The organism is Nonomuraea salmonea, from assembly GCF_042428605.1.
Classification (GTDB): Bacteria; Actinomycetota; Actinomycetes; order Streptosporangiales; family Streptosporangiaceae; genus Nonomuraea; species Nonomuraea salmonea.
The window spans coordinates 39,521-56,262 of record NZ_JBHMCF010000057.1 but is presented as its reverse complement, the minus strand read 5'-3'; the positions used below and the strand labels follow the sequence as shown (position 1 = coordinate 56,262).

General features: G+C 71.3%; 23 protein-coding genes. 20 read left to right on the top strand and 3 right to left on the bottom strand.

Going from position 1 to position 16,742, the window contains the following annotated elements:
• The first annotated feature begins 122 nt into the window (after nucleotides 1-122).
• The 11 genes from ACFFR3_RS46020 (at nucleotide 123) to ACFFR3_RS45970 (ending at nucleotide 8,517) form a co-directional block, all read left to right on the top strand.
• Nucleotides 123-344: a hypothetical protein gene (locus ACFFR3_RS46020; RefSeq protein ID WP_345410146.1), complete on the top strand. Its 222-nt coding sequence runs from the start codon at nucleotides 123-125 to the stop codon at nucleotides 342-344.
• An 82-nt stretch (nucleotides 345-426) separates the two neighbouring features.
• Nucleotides 427-642, top strand: a complete 216-nt coding sequence (locus tag ACFFR3_RS46015; RefSeq protein WP_345410148.1) for a hypothetical protein — start codon at nucleotides 427-429, stop codon at nucleotides 640-642.
• A 79-nt stretch (nucleotides 643-721) separates the two neighbouring features.
• Nucleotides 722-1,945, top strand: coding sequence for a hypothetical protein (locus tag ACFFR3_RS46010; protein ID WP_379485214.1), 1,224 nt, complete (start codon nucleotides 722-724; stop codon nucleotides 1,943-1,945).
• Nucleotides 1,946-2,122: 177 nt separating this feature from the next.
• Nucleotides 2,123-2,617: a hypothetical protein gene (locus ACFFR3_RS46005; protein WP_379485213.1), complete on the top strand. Its 495-nt coding sequence runs from the start codon at nucleotides 2,123-2,125 to the stop codon at nucleotides 2,615-2,617.
• Nucleotides 2,618-2,882: 265 nt separating this feature from the next.
• Entirely contained in the window at nucleotides 2,883-4,379 is a 1,497-nt protein-coding gene (locus tag ACFFR3_RS46000) for a GNAT-like putative antirestriction protein (protein WP_379485212.1), read from the top strand.
• A complete protein-coding gene (locus tag ACFFR3_RS45995; RefSeq protein WP_345410158.1) occupies nucleotides 4,376-4,672 on the top strand; it encodes a hypothetical protein in 297 nt (98 codons plus the stop codon). Before ACFFR3_RS46000 ends, ACFFR3_RS45995 begins: the two co-directional genes overlap by 4 nt.
• A gap of 2 nt (nucleotides 4,673-4,674) precedes the next feature.
• Complete coding sequence (locus ACFFR3_RS45990) at nucleotides 4,675-5,640, top strand: ParB N-terminal domain-containing protein (RefSeq protein ID WP_345410160.1); 966 nt, start codon at nucleotides 4,675-4,677, stop codon at nucleotides 5,638-5,640.
• 10 nt (nucleotides 5,641-5,650) lie between these two features.
• Nucleotides 5,651-6,238, top strand: coding sequence for a hypothetical protein (locus ACFFR3_RS45985; protein WP_345410162.1), 588 nt, complete (start codon nucleotides 5,651-5,653; stop codon nucleotides 6,236-6,238).
• Nucleotides 6,235-7,806 (top strand): hypothetical protein, encoded by a 1,572-nt coding sequence (locus tag ACFFR3_RS45980; RefSeq protein WP_379485211.1) that lies wholly within the window; start codon nucleotides 6,235-6,237, stop codon nucleotides 7,804-7,806. The genes ACFFR3_RS45985 and ACFFR3_RS45980 overlap by 4 nt, the downstream gene beginning before the upstream one ends.
• 298 nt (nucleotides 7,807-8,104) lie before the next feature.
• Nucleotides 8,105-8,368, top strand: a complete 264-nt coding sequence (locus ACFFR3_RS45975; RefSeq protein ID WP_345410166.1) for a hypothetical protein — start codon at nucleotides 8,105-8,107, stop codon at nucleotides 8,366-8,368.
• Nucleotides 8,368-8,517, top strand: a complete 150-nt coding sequence (locus tag ACFFR3_RS45970; protein ID WP_345410168.1) for a hypothetical protein — start codon at nucleotides 8,368-8,370, stop codon at nucleotides 8,515-8,517. Before ACFFR3_RS45975 ends, ACFFR3_RS45970 begins: the two co-directional genes overlap by 1 nt.
• 374 nt (nucleotides 8,518-8,891) lie before the next feature.
• Here ACFFR3_RS45970 and ACFFR3_RS45965 read toward each other — a convergent pair whose 3' ends face one another.
• Nucleotides 8,892-9,074, bottom strand: a complete 183-nt coding sequence (locus tag ACFFR3_RS45965) for a hypothetical protein (RefSeq protein WP_345410170.1) — start codon at nucleotides 9,072-9,074, stop codon at nucleotides 8,892-8,894.
• Nucleotides 9,071-9,379 (bottom strand): hypothetical protein, encoded by a 309-nt coding sequence (locus ACFFR3_RS45960; RefSeq protein WP_345410173.1) that lies wholly within the window; start codon nucleotides 9,377-9,379, stop codon nucleotides 9,071-9,073. Before ACFFR3_RS45960 ends, ACFFR3_RS45965 begins: the two co-directional genes overlap by 4 nt.
• Before the next feature lie 90 nt (nucleotides 9,380-9,469).
• On the opposite strand from ACFFR3_RS45960, the gene ACFFR3_RS45955 reads away from it, so the two are divergent.
• From ACFFR3_RS45955 to ACFFR3_RS45930, 6 genes are all read left to right on the top strand, one after another.
• Entirely contained in the window at nucleotides 9,470-10,267 is a 798-nt protein-coding gene (locus ACFFR3_RS45955) for a hypothetical protein (RefSeq protein ID WP_379485210.1), read from the top strand.
• Between the two features lie 63 nt (nucleotides 10,268-10,330).
• On the top strand, nucleotides 10,331-11,014 hold the full coding sequence (locus tag ACFFR3_RS45950; protein WP_345410177.1) for a GntR family transcriptional regulator: 684 nt from the start codon (nucleotides 10,331-10,333) through the stop codon (nucleotides 11,012-11,014).
• Between the two features lie 55 nt (nucleotides 11,015-11,069).
• The gene (locus ACFFR3_RS45945) at nucleotides 11,070-12,098 is read left to right on the top strand and encodes a variant leucine-rich repeat-containing protein (RefSeq protein WP_345410179.1); all 1,029 of its coding nucleotides are present in this window, start codon (nucleotides 11,070-11,072) and stop codon (nucleotides 12,096-12,098) included.
• 71 nt (nucleotides 12,099-12,169) lie between these two features.
• Nucleotides 12,170-12,766: a DUF6919 family putative SAM-binding protein gene (locus tag ACFFR3_RS45940; protein WP_379485209.1), complete on the top strand. Its 597-nt coding sequence runs from the start codon at nucleotides 12,170-12,172 to the stop codon at nucleotides 12,764-12,766.
• Nucleotides 12,767-12,825: 59 nt separating this feature from the next.
• Nucleotides 12,826-13,308, top strand: a complete 483-nt coding sequence (locus ACFFR3_RS45935) for a hypothetical protein (RefSeq protein ID WP_345410183.1) — start codon at nucleotides 12,826-12,828, stop codon at nucleotides 13,306-13,308.
• 81 nt (nucleotides 13,309-13,389) lie between these two features.
• Nucleotides 13,390-14,637: a hypothetical protein gene (locus ACFFR3_RS45930; RefSeq protein ID WP_379485208.1), complete on the top strand. Its 1,248-nt coding sequence runs from the start codon at nucleotides 13,390-13,392 to the stop codon at nucleotides 14,635-14,637.
• Nucleotides 14,638-14,734: 97 nt separating this feature from the next.
• Here ACFFR3_RS45930 and ACFFR3_RS45925 read toward each other — a convergent pair whose 3' ends face one another.
• Complete coding sequence (locus ACFFR3_RS45925; protein WP_345410189.1) at nucleotides 14,735-14,872, bottom strand: hypothetical protein; 138 nt, start codon at nucleotides 14,870-14,872, stop codon at nucleotides 14,735-14,737.
• 205 nt (nucleotides 14,873-15,077) lie between these two features.
• Between ACFFR3_RS45925 and ACFFR3_RS45920 the strand changes: the two genes are divergently transcribed.
• From ACFFR3_RS45920 to ACFFR3_RS45910, 3 genes are all read left to right on the top strand, one after another.
• Nucleotides 15,078-15,509 carry a hypothetical protein gene (locus ACFFR3_RS45920; protein ID WP_345410191.1) on the top strand — a complete coding sequence of 144 codons (432 nt, stop codon included), beginning with the start codon at nucleotides 15,078-15,080 and terminating at the stop codon, nucleotides 15,507-15,509.
• A gap of 427 nt (nucleotides 15,510-15,936) precedes the next feature.
• Nucleotides 15,937-16,128, top strand: a complete 192-nt coding sequence (locus ACFFR3_RS45915) for a hypothetical protein (RefSeq protein ID WP_379485207.1) — start codon at nucleotides 15,937-15,939, stop codon at nucleotides 16,126-16,128.
• A gap of 38 nt (nucleotides 16,129-16,166) precedes the next feature.
• The gene (locus ACFFR3_RS45910) at nucleotides 16,167-16,736 is read left to right on the top strand and encodes a hypothetical protein (protein WP_345410195.1); all 570 of its coding nucleotides are present in this window, start codon (nucleotides 16,167-16,169) and stop codon (nucleotides 16,734-16,736) included.
• Nucleotides 16,737-16,742: the final 6 nt, after the last annotated feature.

The window sequence follows — 16,742 nt, the reverse complement described above, 5'->3', positions numbered from 1 at the left end:
CCGACCAGCGGTTTCTTTACCTTCTGGCACTCCAGCAAGATCGACGTAGATATGAGAGTGCGCTATTATAAAGATGTAACGGGGTGTTGCCCCGCCCGCACCTGACACCGGAAGGAAAGCCCATGCTCGGCAAGCTCGTCGCCACCGGAAACCCTCACCTCGACGCCTACCTGAAGATCACCCGCGCCACCGTGGCGTTCGAGGGTGACGACGAGACGGTCAACTACATGTGGGACGCCGCCGAGCGGTTCTTCAAGCGCGGTCGCGCTGAGGCGTCGCCCCGCATGGCCGAGCGGGTCGAGGACGAGATCGTGGCCGTCATGGAGGGCCGCGGCACTCTCTGACCGCCGCACCGCCGATCCGGGCCCACGCCCGGATCGGCCCGCCCCACAGTCCCGCCCCACAGTCCGCAGGAGACCCCTCGCCGTGACCGCCAATCTCACCAACCAGCAGAAACACGCACTCGCCCAGCTCCTGTTCATCAAGGCCGGCGATCTCGTGGAGTTCTGGAGCGAAGCGACCGCAGGCCGGCCCGAACTCCACGACGTCACGCCCGGCCAGGCCGCCGCCCAGCTCACCCGCTGGTTCCGCGCCGTCCCCGGCGACGACTGGGACACGCGCCTCGACCAGCGCGACACCTGACCCGCCCCGGGGCCGGGCGGCACGCCCGGCCCGCCCGCACCCGACACCACCTGCACCTGACACCCGGAAGACCACCGCCATGCAACTCGTCCTGCCCACCGCGCCGGCCCCGCCGGGCCGCCGCATCGTGGTCCTGTCGTACGGGCTCGGCGCCGACTCCACAGCGGTCCTGCTGCGCTGGCTGACCGACCCGTATAGCCGGGACTTCGACCTCGAAGACCTGGTCGTCGTGATCGCGCAGACCGGCGACGAGTGGCCCGAGACCGGCCACCTGGTCGAGAAGTACGTCCTCCCGCTGCTGCGCCGCCACCGCATCCGTACCGTGCAGGTCGCCCGCACCGCCCGCACCAAGACCGAGGCAGGCGGCTGCCACTACACCGTGATCGAGGACACCCGCACCCCGACCCGCTGCCACATCGAGGGCGTCTACCGGCTGTCGCAGGAGATGCTCGACAGCGGCACCGTCCCGCAGACCGGCGGGCCTCGCCTGTGCTCCATCCACGCCAAGGGCGAAGTCCTCGACTGGTGGATCTCCGCTTACACCCAGGGCCGCCCCTACACGCACGTGGTCGGCTTCGAGCTGGGGGAGCTGGGCCGCCGCGACACCGACATGCGGCTCGGCAAGCTGCCCGGCCGCCAGCCCGAATACCCGCTCATCGACTGGGGGTGGTGGCGGGCCGACGCGATCGCCTACCTGCGCGAGCAGACCGGCGTCACCGTCTGGCCCAAATCCGCGTGCACGATGTGCCCGTACGCGCTGGACGGGCCCAACCGCGGCGACACCGTCGCCCGGCTGATCGCCGCCCCCCGCCTGGCGATGCGGCCGCTCCTGATGGAACACACCGCCGTCGCCCTGAACGAGCGGCAGGGCCTGATCGCGGGCCGCCGCCTGGCCTGGGAGCTGCGCTCTCACCCCGGCGGGCCCGGCCTGCTCGCCGCGTTCGCCGCCCACCTGGACGAGCAGGAGTGGGCGGTGTGGGAGGTGCGGCGGGCGCTGCTGCGGCGCGCTGACGGCAAGACCCGCGCCGCCCGCTCCCTGACCACGATCGTGCGCGGCGGACGGCAGGAGATGACCGCCGCGCTGGAACGGGTGTCGGCCCGGCTCGGCATCGACGTCGAGCGGGACGGCCCGCACCGCAGGGTGCACGTGGCACGCCGGCAGGCGGCCCCCTCCGTCGAGCACGCGTTCGTGCTGGCGCCGGCCACCGCCCAGGAGAAGACGTCGAAGCCGTTCGCGAAGATGTGGATGACCGCGCTCGCGGAGGTCGACACGGTCGATCGCCAGAAGGAAATACGGCTTTGACCAGCAGAAACACAACAAGTAGATCGGATAGTGTGATATCATAATCATGTTGTTGTAAGTACGAAGGAGCCCACCACATGCCTGCCATCGCCACCGCCACGACCGCCGCCATGCGCTGCGCCTGAATCAACGGGGCCGGGCACCCGCCCGGCCCCCACCGAAAGGAACCACCACCACATGAACCAGCCGCTCATCGCCACCTGCTCCTACAAGGCGTTCCAGCGAGAGATGAAGGTCCCCGGCCACGGCCTCATGCCGTGCGTGCCCGTCCGTACCAGCGTCGGAGCAGGCCGCATGTGGGTCTACTCCTGGTACAAGACCGGCCCCAAGATCGAGTACGTGGAGGAGCTGGCCCCGCACGGCATCTTCGGCAACCCGGCCTACGCGAGCGCCACGATGGACGTCAAGAAGTCCGCCTACTTCGCGCGGCTCGACACCCTGTCCGGCGCGATCGAGGCCCGCCTGGACTCGCTCACCACCAAGCACCCCGGCCACTGCCTGGTGCTGCTGTGTTTCGAGGACGTCTACAGCCCCGACCCGGCCAAGAACAAGTGCCACCGCACGTGGGCCGCCGAATGGTTCCGCGACGCCGCAGGCTGGGAGGTGCCCGAACTCAGCCCTGCCCCCGCCGCCAAGCCCGCCCAGCCGGCCCCGGCGACCCTCTTCGACTAGCCCCTGACCCGGGCGGGACTCGTCGAAGGTCCCGCCCGGGTGAAACCCCGGCCAGGCAGCGGTCAACACTCCGCCAGCCGGCCCGCCGGCCGCGCCCACACCGGCCCGGCTGCCGCTACTGTGCCACCTGCGACATGATCGCCCGGCGGTCGACCAAGTAGGTCACCCGGCTCTCCGCCGGGAGGTGCAGGCTCACTACCTGCCCGCCGGACCAGCCGAACACCCCACCGCAGGCAACCCCCACCCCTTCGGGAGGGGACGCCGCATGGCTGGATCAGCCACTCTGCTGTTCGCCGGGCTCGACCCCAGCCCGGCCCGCGAATACCTCGCCCAGCTCGTCGATCCATCCCGCCACCAGCGGTGGATCCTGCCGTGCGTCGGCCGCTGGTCCACCGCCACCGCGATCGTCGCCAAGCACGGCCACCCCGAACGCGTCGAGGCGTCCGACCTGTGCCTGTACTCGTCGGTGATCGGCTACCTGGCCGACCCGCGCCGCACGCTCGACGAGCTGGAAGTCCGCATCCCCGACGACCTGGCCCGGTTCGTCTCCGGCGCCCGCGACGAGCACGACGTCGCCGCCGGCATCCTCCTCACCGTCAAGTACCTGTCCACCCCGCCCAAGACCGTGCACGCCCAAGAGTGGCGCAACGAGCTGTGGGGCAGCGCCACCGCGATCCGCGACCGGCTCGCGGCCGGGCTGCGCACCCAGACCGAGCTGCTCAAGGGCTGCCGCTACGACGTCGCCGACGTGCGCGACGTCATCACCGACACCGTGGCCGCCGACGACCCGGACAGCGTCTTCTGGTACAGCAACCTGCCCGGCCACAAGGGCGCCTACAGCAAGCAGTATGGCCACGCCGAGACCGCGATCTGGACGTGCCGGCTGCTCGCCGAAGAGTTCGACCCGGCCGACACCAGCACGTGGCTGGAGACGTTCACCGGCTGGAGCGGCGACGCCTTCGCCTACGCCCACCACGGCGACCAGATGCCCGACGAGTGGGTGAAGGTGGCCGCCCTAGCCGCCGGCCACGGCCGGGTGGACTACCTCGTGGCCAACCACGACCCCGGAGATCGGCTGGTCGTCCGCAAGGGCAAGCCCGGCATCCACCAGACATGGCCCGTCTACGCCGACCAGGAGATCACCCCCGACTCGGTGATCTCGTTCGAGCTGGTCGATAAGGACACCTGCCTGCACTACCGCGACCTGTTCGTCCACCGGCTCGGCCAGACCAAGGCCGAACGCTACTGCCTGATGCTCGTCGACGGCCGGGTCACCACCGCGTTCGGGCTGCACTGCCGCGACGTACGGCTCGGCGCCAGCCAGCACGTCGGCGAAGTGTTCGGCATCTCCGTCACCAGCCTCCGCTACGCCCGGCTCGGCAAACTGTTCATGCTCGCCCTGACCAGCGGCGAGTTCCGCCGCTGGCTGCAAGGCCGCTTCTCCGACATGAACCAGGCCGTCCTGGAAGGCATCTCCACCGCGTCCCCGACCCTGCACCACGAGGGCAAAACCGACCGGGGAGTCCTCAAGCTCGTCAAGCGCGAGCCCCGGCCCGGCGGCGGCTTCCAGCTCCTCTACCAGGGGCCTTTCCGCGACGACACATGGGCCGAAGTGATGCGCCAGTGGCACGCCGAGCAGGCGTGGATCTGCCGCGACTCGTGGGACGGGCCCCGCCTGCCCCGGCCCGTCCAGCAGCAGGCGAAGAAGAAACGCAAGGGCCGCGGCGCCGGCCGCGCCACCGCCGGGGAAGGGCCGGCGTGAAGGAGCACTACAAGGAGTACTACCTGGCCTGCCTGACCCGCTCCGTCCTCCAGGTGTACGCCCTCACCCAGGACGAAGCGGTCGCGCTGGGCCGCGCCTACCAGGGGATCGGGTTCGCCTGCCAGGGCGACACGCTGCCCATGCGCGAGCCCGGCCAGCCGGAGCCGCCGCCCCACATCCTCGACCGGGTCGAGCTGGCCGAGCTGTCCGTCGTCGATGTCGCCGACGTGCTCGGCGGCTACGACCCGGACGGCAACCCCATCGACGTCCACCCACTACGTGAAGGAGCCTGACTGTGAGCGATGACGAGCGCCTGCCGCCCGAGCGGATCGCCGACCTCGGCAACGGCCTGGAGCTGTGGCGCGTCCACGTGGACGACCTGTTCGAGCAGGAGCTGAACGCCCAGGCGATGCCGGCCGCCATGTTCGAGCGGCTGTCGGCCACCATCGGCCGCGACGCCCGCCTCGAAAGCCTGCCGTTCTGCGCGCTCGTCGGCGACGGCGACCGCCTGGAGATCGTGTCCGGCCACCACCGGACCAGGGCGGCGCGCGCCGCCGGCGTGCACTACGTGTTCGTCCTGGTCGACGTCACCGGCCTGACCCCCGACCAGATCAAGGCCAAGCAGCTGGCCCACAACGCGTTGCACGGCGAGTCAGAAGAGCAGCTCGTGGCCCGCATCTACGCCCAGATCAAGGACGTGGACGCGCGGCTGGAGGCGTACGTCAGCCCGCCCGACGTCGAGATCGTGCCGCCCCGGGTGTCGCTGCCGAACATCGACCTGGACGTCGAGTTCCGCACCACGCTGATCACTTTCATGCCGCACCAGGCCGACAAGTTCGAGCGGGCCGTCGAGCAGCTCATCGACCAGGCCGACCTGGACCGCGACCACCTGTACCTGGTGGACAAGCAGCTGTACGAGCAGTGGCAGGCCGTCACCCGGCGGCTGCGCCGCGAGTACGACGCCCGCGCCCTGTCCACCGTCATGTCACGGCTGATCGACGCCACAGCCGAAGTCCTCGGCATCGACTCGACCGACCCGGCCGACCTCGACCCGTCCGAGCACAAGCCGCTCGCCGAGCTGCTCGGCACCGCGCTGGTCGATCCCGGCACCGCCGCGCTGATCGAGACCGTCGTAGACGCCGCGATCGACGCCAAGACCGTCACCAAGTCCACCCGTTCGGAGCTGATCGGCCAGGCGTTCAAGGCGTACGCCGCCGCCAACCGCATCAGCCTCGCCTGCGACCTGGACGACGACGAGTAGGAGTCACGTGATGGACACCCAGCCGTGGGACCGGCAGGCCCGCGAGAGCGGCCCCGCCTACGAGGCGTTCTTGGTGTACCGGGACCAGCCGATGGGCAGCCGCTCCTACCGCGACGTCGCCAAGCAGCTCAGCAAGTCCGTCACGATCATCGGCCGGTGGGGCAGCGCTCACGGCTGGCCGGCGCGGGTCGCCGCCTACGACCGGCACCTGGAGGAGCAGTGGCAGCGCGAGCAGTACGTGGCCCGCCGCAAAGCCGCAGAGCGGCACGTGCGCACCGCCAAGCTCGCCCAGTCCAAGGCCGCGCAGGCGCTGCTGGACCTCAACACCTCGCAGCTCTCTCCGGCGGAGCTGACGCGGCTGTGGGACGTCGCGGTCCGCATCGAGCGGGACGCGCTCGCCGACCTGACCACCGCCTCCACCTCGAAGGTGGAGGTCAGCGAGGACGCCTCCGGCCGGGTGCAGGTCGCCGTCACCCGCTTCCGGGAGATGCCCGCCGACATGCGGCGCCGCGCCCTGGCGGAGCTGGCCGAGAAGGTCGCCCGCCGTGAGGCCGCCACGACCGGCGCCGACGAGGAACCCTACGACGAGGGCGCGTGAGCAGCGCGGCTGACCTGCTCGACCTGGAGGCCGCCGGCGAAGACGAGCTGTTCGCGCGGCTGGAGGAGATCCGCGCCCAGCAGGCGCGGGCCCTGCTGAAGGACCCGGCGACGCTCGCCCGCGGGCTCGACCCCACCTACACGGTCCGGCCACACACCCGCGTCATCGCCGACGCCATGACCGGACTCGTCACCGGCGACTACGACCGGCTCCTCGTCATCTGCCCGCCCCAGACCGGGAAATCCACACTGGTGGCGGAATGGGGGGCGTTCTGGTGGCTGGCGCAGTTCCCGACCGACAGGGTCGGCATCGCCTCCTACGGCGACGACCTGGCGCTGCGGCACGGCCAGGCCATCCAGGACATGGTGACCGAGTACGGCGCCGACTACGAGCTGACCATCCGCAGAGGTTCGGCGAGCAAGCAGGACTGGGACCTCACCACCGGCGGCGGCGTCCGTAGCGTCGGTATCGGCTCAGGTCTGACCGGCTTCAGCATCAACCTGCTGATCGTGGACGACCCGCACAAAGACCGCGCCGACGCCGAGTCCGCGCGGTCCCGCAAGCGGGTCCACGACTGGTACTCCTCGACGGCGCTCAAACGCCTCCAGCCGGACCGTAACGCCGTCCTCGGCGTGCAAACCCGCTGGCACGAGGAGGATTGGGCAGGACGCCGCCTGAAGGAGGAAGGCCGCCTGGAGGAGGGCGGCCGGTGGAAAGTCGTCCACCTGCCCGCCATCGCCGACCCCAAGTACGGGCCCGACCCGCTCGGCCGTAAGCCGGGCGAGCCGTTGACGCACCCGAAGATCCCCACCCGCGACAAGAAAGCGCTCAAGGCGTGGTGGGACGACATGAAAAGCACGTCGATCGTGCGGGACTGGTACGCGCTCGGGCAGGGCGACCCGCGCCCGGCCGAAGGCGCGCTGGTGACGGCGGAGCTGATGCGCGGCCTGCGCGCCGACGACTCCGGCGTCACCCCGCAGAAGATCGCCGTCGCTGTGGACCCCAATGGCGGCGGCCGGGACACCGCCGGCATCATCGGCGGCTACCTCGGCGACGACTCCCGGCTGTGGATCACGCACGACCGGTCCGGCGTCATGTCGTCGGCGGAGTGGGCGATGGCCGCCTGCCGTCTGGCCGTCGAGATCCACGCCACGCGGATCATCGGCGAAACCAACTACGGCGGCGACATGGTGGAGTTGGCGCTCAAGGGCGCGTGGAAGCAGCTCCAGGAGGACGACGAGATCCCGGCCGGCATGCTGATGCCGAAGATCGAGGCCGTACGCGCCAAGCAGGGCAAGCTATTGCGGGCGGAACCGGTCGCCCAGCAGATGATGCTGGGCCGCGTCCGGCTGCGCGGCATGCTGCCGGACCTGGAGCACGAGTGGGCGACGTGGATGCCGACCGACCCGGAGTCGCCGGGCAGGATCGACGCGTCCGTCTACCTCGCGTACGGGCTGCTACAGGGCATCGCCGGCCAGTCGCAGGTGATGTCGGTGGCGGGGCAGTCCCGGTCGGTGCAGGAGGTGGGGGCGACGTCGGGGCTGGCCGCGACGCGGATCCGCCGCTGACCACCCGCCCGCCTTTCGCGTCGCCCGCCGACGAGCTGCGGCCGCGGCGACGCCAACCTGGGTTCGCGTCGTCCACCGCGGCGCACTCGAGCGCGCGACGCCAACCCCTACCCGTGGAATCGCGTCCCCCGTCGCCGGTGGCGGCGCGGTGATCCTCATGCTCGAAGGGGGGGAATCCGCCGACCGTGCAGTACGGCGGCATCGACTCGGAGACAGTGGAGCGACCGCTCTACCCGTGCATATGATTTGCCACTATCATAAAGATCGCACCTGACACTATCCACAAGAAAGGCGACCCATGCCGACGATCATCAACAACGGAACCGGCGACGACCACGACGGCGACGCCGGCATCATCATCGAAGGCAACACCGGCCCCATCCACCTGGGCACCGGCAACATCATCACCAACTCCGTCACCGTGACCGGCCCCGGCGCCGTCTACGTCGCCGGCGACCACCACGGCGGCATCAGCTACGGCACGAGCCGGAAGGGCAAGCGCGACGAGGGCCGAACCGGCGAGCAGAACGACAGCCGCGCGAGGAAGGGAAGGCGGCGCTGATGGACGAGCCGATGTGCCTGGTCTACTGCGGGCACTGCGGCGCGGACATGATAGTGCCCGCAAGGGTCTTCGACCCGGACCGTGACCTGTCCGAGGTCTACCGCCAGGAATGCGGAGGATGCCACCGGAACGTCCAGGTCAACGGCTGACCCGGCCCCGGCCGCGTACGGCTGATGTCCGCTCGCCCGGCAAGGTTGAAGCACCCAACTGGCCCACCCTTACCGTCCATTAGCACGGAGACCGCGAGCGAGACCCGTGAGGCTCTTGCGTCCCGGCGCGCGGTCGCGGCAGACTGACGTCGAGTGCCTCCCCGCGCTTGCGGGGATGGTCCCGTGAGAAGAGGGACAGCTATCCGTTCCCCGTGCGTACGGGGATGGCCCATTGGATGGCGCGCACTGAGGCATTTCCCCGCCCCGGGCGGGGATGAGCTTCACCCCGTCACGTACGACGATGGCCGCCCCTGGTCCCATGGGGGCGGCCATCGGCCTTTTCCGCGTCGTCCACCGCGGCGGTGAGCTCGCCGCTACGCGAACTCGCCGATGTTGGGCACGCGGACACTCGCCTGCCCACCGGTGGCCACGTAAACCGACAGCAGCCACTCATGCAGATCCCGGCCGGCATCGAGCGCGGCGTCGACGCCTGGGACCGGCTCCGGCCACCGCTGCCCGCCGATCGTCTCCAGGGCGCGGTCCATGCGGATCCTCACGGCGTCCGCATCCTCTCGTCGTCGTGCTCGTCGCTGTAGACGACGAGACCGGCCAGCACACTGCCAGGGTCGCCGGGAGAGAACGCGCGCGGCCTGGGCGGGTGCAGGTCGCGCACCCGGACGCCGCGCCTGCGCAACTCTTCCGCTACAAGCTCGGCGGACTCGCCGCCGGCGTAGCGGGCGGCGGTCTCGCGGATCACGTCGCAGGGCCGGTAGAGCTCGACCCGCATCGGCGCCGCGCCAGGGGAGGCACAGCCCTGGGCGATGGCGACCCGCGTCCGGTGGCGGGGCGTGGTGGCGGTCATGCGTCGAGTGTAGGGCGGGCCCGTTCCTTCTGTCCGGGCCCGTTCCTCGAACGCCGCCCGTTCGTAGCATGTACATGCTATGAATCGGGTGTGACGTTGACGACGAAAGCGACCGGCAGCCGCATCATCTCCGTGCTGGAGCAGGCATGGCTCGCCGTCCGAGCCCAGCACCCCGAAGTGCCCGACGTCGTGGTCATCACCGGCGCCGGGTCCGAGGGCGCATGGATGACGTGGGGGCACTTCAACGCCTCCCGCTGGAGGCGGGACGGCCGGGCCACGCCCGAGATGTTCGCGTCCGGCGAGCTGCTCGGGCTCGGCGGCCGGCGCGTCATGGAGGTACTGCTTCACGAGGCCGCTCACGCCTTGGCGGCCGTGCGCGGCATCGAGGACGTCACCTCCTCCAACCGCTACCACAACCGGGCTTTCCTGCGGCTGGCCAGCGAGATGGGCCTGAAGGGCCCACGCGAGCGGGACAAGACGATCGGGTGGAGCGCCTGCGTCATCACCGACGCGACGGCCGACCGCTACCGCGACACGATCAAGATGCTGGACGCGGAGAAGCTCCCGTACGTCGATCACCCGTCTGTGGCCGCGTACCGTCAGTGGATGGCGGAGAAGTCCACCGGCGAAGCCCCGGCCGCCGGCGACGCACCAGACGACGACCAGGGCGGCCAGGGCGAGGGCGAGGAGGACGCCCCGGAGCCGCTGCCGCGCCTCCCGCGCACGCCGAAAGGGATCGGCGGGTCGGGCACTGGCCGCAACGGCACCCGCATCAAAGTCGGCTGCGGGTGCCGGTCGACGTGGGTCACGTACGCGTTCTGGGACTGCGGCGGGATCACCTGCGATGCCTGCGGAGAGGCTTTCGACGAGGTGGGCTCCACCTCGTAGGGCTCGGCCCATCCTCCACACACCTATCTTGCCAATCTAGATTGGCTAGATTAGTCTGGTGGTGTGAGTACCGAACCCGAGCCCAACACCCCCGCCCCTGCTACGGCTGCCGGCATCGCCATCGACCTGGCCCTGCTCATCCTCAAAGGGACCATCGGCGAAAACGAGCAGCTCCCCTCGCAGACCAAGCTGATGCAGGCGTACGGCGTGGCCATGGCCACCGCGTCCGCCGCGCTCCGCAGAGTCCAGGACGCCGGGCTGGCCATCGGTCAGCCCGGCCGGGGAGTGTTCGTCAAGCCGGCCCTCTGGCGGACCGGCGACGTGAACACCCTCTACACCGCGGGCCAACTCCTCCAGGGCGTCGCGTGCACCGGCGGCCCGCCCGACAGCGAAGCCACCGTCGAGGTCGGCGGCTACGAACACCCAGCGGACGGCTGGATCACCGGCCGCATCATCCCGGCCGGCCACCTCAACCAGCTCGACCGGAACGTCATCCGCGCGCTCGGCGACACGTTCGTGGCCTCCGCGCTGCGGATCGTCGGCAACGGCCCGCAGCCGGGCGACCGCCGCCTCATCCAGGCCGCCCAAGCGGTCCTGCGCGACGGCGGCCGACGCCCCGACCGGCAGGCCCCGATCGCGCTGTACGGCGGCGGCAACGAGACCCCGTTCGAGCACGGCGCCGCCGTACGGCGCGTCTTCCCCGAACGGTTCACCCGGACGCCCGGCCCGGACGATCAACCCTTCTAACCACCCGCACCTGACACCACCCGCACCTGACGCGAAAACCCAGGAGGACACCACCATGGACGATCAGGAGCCGTCGCACAGCTACACCATCGACGACCTGGACGCGCTCACGCTGCTCATGGCCGCCCACCCGCGCATGGCGATACTCGAAACGCTCTCATGCCCGACCCGCAACGCCGCCCGGGAAGCCGCCGCCGCTTCCCGGGACCCGCGCGACCTGGTCGACGGCATGGACGTGCCCCCGGCGGAGTGGCCGCGCGAGCTGGCCGAGCGGCTGCTGGCCAAAGGCGCCCACCAGCCCACCCTGCGGGTGCTCGCCACCAGCCAGTACCACAGGGTGCGGCTCGCGGTCGCCGAGAACCAGTGGGCGCCCGAGGAGGCGCTGATCGCGCTGTCGCGCCACCCCGACCTCATGCTGTCGGAGGCCGCCGCCGCCAACCCGGCCCTGCCCGTCCAGGAGATCGACGTCATCCAGACGGGCGGGGTGCTCGGTGCGCGCATGGGCGTCCTGCGGCACCCGGCCGCCCGCCGCCGGAACGCCGACTGGGCAGCCACCGACCCGGACGAGCCGGTACGCTGCAGGGCGGCGTGCTCGCCGCTGACCAGCCGCGCCTGGCTGGAGCGGCTCGCCGCCGACCCCTGCGACGGCGTGCGCGGGGCAGCGGCCACCAACCCGCACACCCCGCCCGGCAGCCTGCGCCTCCTGGCCGGCGAACCCCGCTGGTACACCCGCGGCTGCGTGGCCGCCAACCCGTCCAGCCCGCTGGACGCGCTGGCCCGGCTCGCCGAAGACCCGGAATGGTCGGTACGGCGCACGCTCGCCGCCCACACCTCGATCCCGGAGCTGGTCGACCGGCTGGCCGGCGACGACAACGAGATCGTGCGAGCCAAAGCGGCCGGCAACCCGGCCTGCCCGGCCGCGACGCTGGCCCGGCTCGCCGCCTCCCGCAGCCCGGCCCGCGTACGCGAAGCGGTCGCCGCCAACCCGGCCACCCCGGAGGATGTGCGGCGCCGGCTGGCCGAGCACGACCGTTCCCCCTACGTCCGCCAAGCCGCGCGAGCCGCGCAAGCCGCGCGCCCTTGACCCTCTCCGCGCCCGCGCACCGCACCTGCACCTGACACCCGACCGACACCGACATCGAGGAGAGCCACACCATGGAGGACTGGCAGACCGCGACGACCCTGCACGACCTGGGCGAGCTGACCGCGCGCTGGCTGGAAGGCGCAGGCGGCCACCCCGGCTACGACGGCCGCCCCGACGAGGAGACCCTGCCCATCGCGGGACACCTCGCGGCGGCCAACCGCTCCGGCTACGTCACCTACAGCTCGCAGCCGGAGTTCCACGGCCCCGGCTACGACGGCGCCACCTGGTGGCAGCGCGCCGCCGTCGAAGGACTCACCGACCAGGCCGGCCTGGACCGGCTGCGCCGGGCCGCCGCCCGGCACCCGCGACTGCACATCGTCGCCCAGACCGCCGCCCGCGTCCGGACCAGCTACAAGGAGGCGGTGCCGGTCTCCGCGCGGGAGGACGGCGGCCCGCGCGGCATGCTCGGGCAGCCCCGCCTTGAGGAGACGACGTGCGCGTTCGGCGCTCGCCTGCCGGTCCGGGAGCTGGTCCTGATGTTCGGCGGGCAGGTCTCGCCGGCCCTGCGGCGCGTCCTGCGCGGCGCCGTCCAGGTCACCATCGCCGACCGGTACTGGGGGCTGGAGTCGCCGCTGTGGGGCGCGCTGGACGAGTTCGCGGCCCGCTGACCGGCCCACCCCGCACACCTGCACCTGACACCCGTATCCCGACGTCGAGGAGGTTCCTGTTGTTCGACGACCCGCCGGCCCGCACCCTCTACAGCTCGCCGCGCCCGCCCCGCCGCCTGCCGCGCCTCGCCCGGACCGCCCTGCTGTGCGGCGTCGTCGCCGTGGCGGCCGGAGCCGGGACGTGGCTGCTGCTGCCGGGCCGCTCCGCCCCGCACGGCAGGGCAGAGCGGCCCGCGACGACCGCCACCGCGCCCGCCCCGCCGTCCCCGGCGGCTACCCCGGTCCCCGCCCCGGCGGTGACGGTCACCGTGACCGCCACCCCGAAGCCGCACGCCAGGAGGACAGCAGGCAAGACCGCGGGCAAGACGGTGAAGCGGCCGACCACCCGCGCCGCCCGCCCGACTGCTGCCGCCCGGCCGACCCGCCAGGCCCGCCCGCGGCGGGGATCGTCCGCCGCCGCGCGCCGCTGCGACGAGCTGTTCCCGCCGACCAAACAGCAGTACGTGGCCCGCAACTGGGCGTGCCGCCGGCTGTTCCGCTGACCTGCCGGGAGGGGTACCGCTACCGTGGCCACCCCTCCCAGCAAGCACCTGACACCCAGAAGAAGAGGAAGGAAAACGGCCATGCCGCAGTCCAGGCCCGCCCCGCTCGACGGCGTCCCCCGCTACACCCAGTGGGACGCCGTGCCCGAAGGGCTCTACACCAAGACGCAGCTCTCCCGGCTGAACCCGCCCCGCCGTCTGACCCGGGGAGCCGTCCCGGCCGGGCAGGTGCTGTACTACGGCAACAGGTACGCGCCCCTGTACGGCCTGGACCAGACCGTGGAGAAGACGCCGCCGTCCGCCGCGCAGCTCGCCTCCGTCAAGCGGGCAGCGGCAGCGCAGCACATCTGCAAGCGGTGCGACGCCCGAACCCACTCCACCGTCACCGACGACAACCCGCCCGACCCCGGCCTGGACGTGAAGCCGTGGATCGGCAGGCTGTGCTCGCAGTGCCGGTACGCGCTGACCACGCTGCGCAGACACTACGAGAACCAGCAGCTTGCCCGCGAATACGTCCTGGCGACGGCGCGGCACGGCGTGATCGCCGTGATGGCCGACGACCCGGCCGAGCCGCGCCGCCTGGCGCTCGTGCTGTTCCAGGTCCCGCAGCCGGAGGAGATGCCGGAGCTGTCGGTGTGGGACCCGCCCGCATGCCGGGTGTGCGGGTGCACCGACGAGCGCGCCTGCCCGGGAGGGTGCGCGTGGGTGTCGGACCCGTTCGTGCTGTCCGACCTGTGCTCGGCGTGCTGGGAGCGGTCCGGCGGGTACGTCGGCGACGTCCTGGTGGACGTGAAGCTGGCCCCGCCCGGCACCACGCCCGCCGGCGGCGAACACTCCTACGCGGACACGATCCGCATGATCGACGAGGTGATGCGGGGGCGGTGGCCGGACGGCGACACGCCGATGTTCGCCGGCTGGGCGGAGCCGGTGAGGCAGCCGCTGGCGGTGCTGGCCGCCGCGCTCGGCGAGGAGGAGCTGCAGGAGCGCCGCGCGGTGTCCCGGGCGCCGGAGCGGCCGATGCCGTGGGGGGCGCTCGACGCGTTCGGGTGGGCGTGCGCTGTCCCGCGCGGGACCGTGCTGGACGTCGAGGTGGGGAAGCGGTGGCGCTACCACCGAAGCGAGCCGGTCAAGGGCGTGGACTCCCCTGAGTACTACCCGCCGGTGCTCGGGCGGCCGGGGTTCACCGGCGACCTGGTGGAGGACGCCCACCTGCTCGTCGGGATCCTCGCCCGGATCAGCGACGGCAGCGAGCCGGTCAGCGAGCGGGCGCCGTGGCTGGCGTACCCGCCGCAGGACGGCGTCCACGACAACGACCTGTTGAACGCGTAGCGCGCCGGCGAGCTGCGGCCGCCGCGACGCGAAAAAAGGGGGGAGGGGGTGCCTGCCTGATCGCCCGGCACCCCCTCCCTTGTCGTTGCGGCAGGTCTTAGCCGGCGTCGGGGAGCGGCCCGAAGTGGTGCTCGAACCCGGCGCGGGCGCGCTTCACGTCCTGCTCGTCGAGTAGCCCGGACCGGCGCAGCCTCTCCAGTTCGTCCGCCGCCGCCTGCATATCGGCTGCGCTCATGGACGAGCTGGTGGAGGAGTCCGGGGTTGCGCTGTTCTGCTGGTCGGTCATGGTGCCTCGCCTTCCGTGGGGAGGATGGTGGCTTCAGCATAGGTGGCGTGCTGGCCTAGGGATAGAGACATGCAGCCCCCCAGACACATGTCAGTGATTAAGAGAATCTGATATCTTAATGACAACACCTGACGCTCTTTGGGGAGACAATCTGATGCCCGACAACCTCCACACCGGCCAGCGGGCGGCCGACCAGACCGGCCGTCGCCGCCGGATCGAGTTCGCGGTCGAGGTGCTGCCGTACGCCGGCACCGGCCCGGCCCGCCGCTACCTCGTACGCCGCGACGGCACCGCGATCCGCGCCCGGCACGCCGGGCCGACCCCGATCACGGCGGACGCCGTCCGCGCGGTCCACCAGGAGACCGGCCACCTCGCCGACCGCACCGACCTGGTCCGGGTCGGCATCGACCACCTCGACGACGGCCGGACCCAGATCTACCGGTACGGCCTCGACCTCGACGAGGAGCACGTCGATGTCGCCGCCAGGGACGTGCACTGGGTCAGCGAGGCCGGCCTGCTCGCCGCCGCTCACCCGCGCACCCGCTCCCTGCTCGCCCGCCTGACCCGCCACCTGGACGGCGAATGACGCTGGGGGAGTCGACGTGGCTGTTCGACGCGCCGCCCGGCGAAAGGGTCACGACGGCTGCGCAGATCGCGCATGACGACGCCGACCGGGACTCCGGCGGTTAGGCCAGCCCGTGCCGGAGTCCGCCTCGCATGTCTTCCGGCTTGGCTTGGCCGCTCATCTATGACGAATCTCTCGCGAGCAGCCGTGAGGGCACGTAGAGTGACCACCCACGTTGACCCCGCTATCGCGCGGGTTTCTCGTCAGGTGAGGATAGGTAGGCCAGCGGCCCGTCCAGCTCCTCCGCCAATCCGGGATCAGGCGGCGGGGCAGGGCGGGCCGTTCGCATGTCCGGATGCTGCGCACAGGTGTTGGGCCTTCCGACTCCATGCACCTAGGTGTAGGGTAGTTATTGCACGCAGAGAAGAAAGTGCGCTATCATAAGGACATGGTTTTTCGCGTGTACGACGAGTGGGACCGCGACGACTGGAGCAAGCAGGCGCTCGCCGACCAGCTCCACAACGTCCCCAACGAACACGTGCTCGACCTGCGCACCGAAGACGGAGAACCGCTCCGCATCGCGGGGATCTTCTCCGGCCCTGACGGCGCGTCCGTCCAGATCATCATCACCCGCACCTGACACCGACAGAGAGACCGACCAGCAGGAAGGACCACCACGTGCAGATCGGCATCACGTGGACCAGCGCCGGCCCTGGCCTAGGACTGGCCAACCCCAGCTACGGAAACATCGACGACATCGCCGCGTTCGAGCTGGTCACCATCGCAGGGGGAACCCGCGGCTACCACCTCAAGAACCTCCTGCCCGGCGCCTCCGTCTGGGACCGGGACGCCTACCCCGCCCACCTCGGCGAAGCCATGCAGCTCGCCCAGACCTGGGCCGCCCAGTTCTTCCGGAAGGTCGCGCCGATCGTGCTCGACCACCCGGCCGCAGCCTCGATAGACCACGTCCAGCAGTTCGTGTTCAACGGCACGGACGGCTACTGCGCCGGCGACTGCCTGCGCCACGGCGGCACCACCGACCACCAGCCGATCTTCGTGACTCTCCACAGCGAGAACCTGTGGACGGTCGCCCGCGCCGAGCAGGACGGCACCGCGAACGATGTGGTCTTCTACGCCAACGACACCCACGAGTGGGAGCAGCAGCACCGCGACCCGCTGCCCGACCGGTTCCTGTGGACGCAGGAAGACGCCCTCGAAGCCGTCCACGCCTGCTTCGGCTGCCACTAAGGGGGA

What these genes read in the sequence shown, in the direction of transcription:
- ACFFR3_RS46020 (WP_345410146.1), top strand. Translation starts at nt 123, where the DNA reads ATGCTCGGCAAGCTCGTCGCCACCGGAAACCCTCACCTCGACGCCTAC.
- ACFFR3_RS46010 (WP_379485214.1), top strand. Translation starts at nt 722, where the DNA reads ATGCAACTCGTCCTGCCCACCGCGCCGGCCCCGCCGGGCCGCCGCATC.
- ACFFR3_RS46005 (WP_379485213.1), top strand. Translation starts at nt 2,123, where the DNA reads ATGAACCAGCCGCTCATCGCCACCTGCTCCTACAAGGCGTTCCAGCGA.
- ACFFR3_RS46000 (WP_379485212.1), top strand. Translation starts at nt 2,883, where the DNA reads ATGGCTGGATCAGCCACTCTGCTGTTCGCCGGGCTCGACCCCAGCCCG.
- ACFFR3_RS45985 (WP_345410162.1), top strand. Translation starts at nt 5,651, where the DNA reads ATGGACACCCAGCCGTGGGACCGGCAGGCCCGCGAGAGCGGCCCCGCC.
- ACFFR3_RS45975 (WP_345410166.1), top strand. Translation starts at nt 8,105, where the DNA reads ATGCCGACGATCATCAACAACGGAACCGGCGACGACCACGACGGCGAC.
- ACFFR3_RS45970 (WP_345410168.1), top strand. Translation starts at nt 8,368, where the DNA reads ATGGACGAGCCGATGTGCCTGGTCTACTGCGGGCACTGCGGCGCGGAC.
- ACFFR3_RS45960 (WP_345410173.1), bottom strand. Translation starts at nt 9,379, where the DNA reads ATGACCGCCACCACGCCCCGCCACCGGACGCGGGTCGCCATCGCCCAG.
- ACFFR3_RS45945 (WP_345410179.1), top strand. Translation starts at nt 11,070, where the DNA reads ATGGACGATCAGGAGCCGTCGCACAGCTACACCATCGACGACCTGGAC.
- ACFFR3_RS45940 (WP_379485209.1), top strand. Translation starts at nt 12,170, where the DNA reads ATGGAGGACTGGCAGACCGCGACGACCCTGCACGACCTGGGCGAGCTG.
- ACFFR3_RS45930 (WP_379485208.1), top strand. Translation starts at nt 13,390, where the DNA reads ATGCCGCAGTCCAGGCCCGCCCCGCTCGACGGCGTCCCCCGCTACACC.
- ACFFR3_RS45925 (WP_345410189.1), bottom strand. Translation starts at nt 14,872, where the DNA reads ATGAGCGCAGCCGATATGCAGGCGGCGGCGGACGAACTGGAGAGGCTG.
- ACFFR3_RS45920 (WP_345410191.1), top strand. Translation starts at nt 15,078, where the DNA reads ATGCCCGACAACCTCCACACCGGCCAGCGGGCGGCCGACCAGACCGGC.
- ACFFR3_RS45915 (WP_379485207.1), top strand. Translation starts at nt 15,937, where the DNA reads ATGGTTTTTCGCGTGTACGACGAGTGGGACCGCGACGACTGGAGCAAG.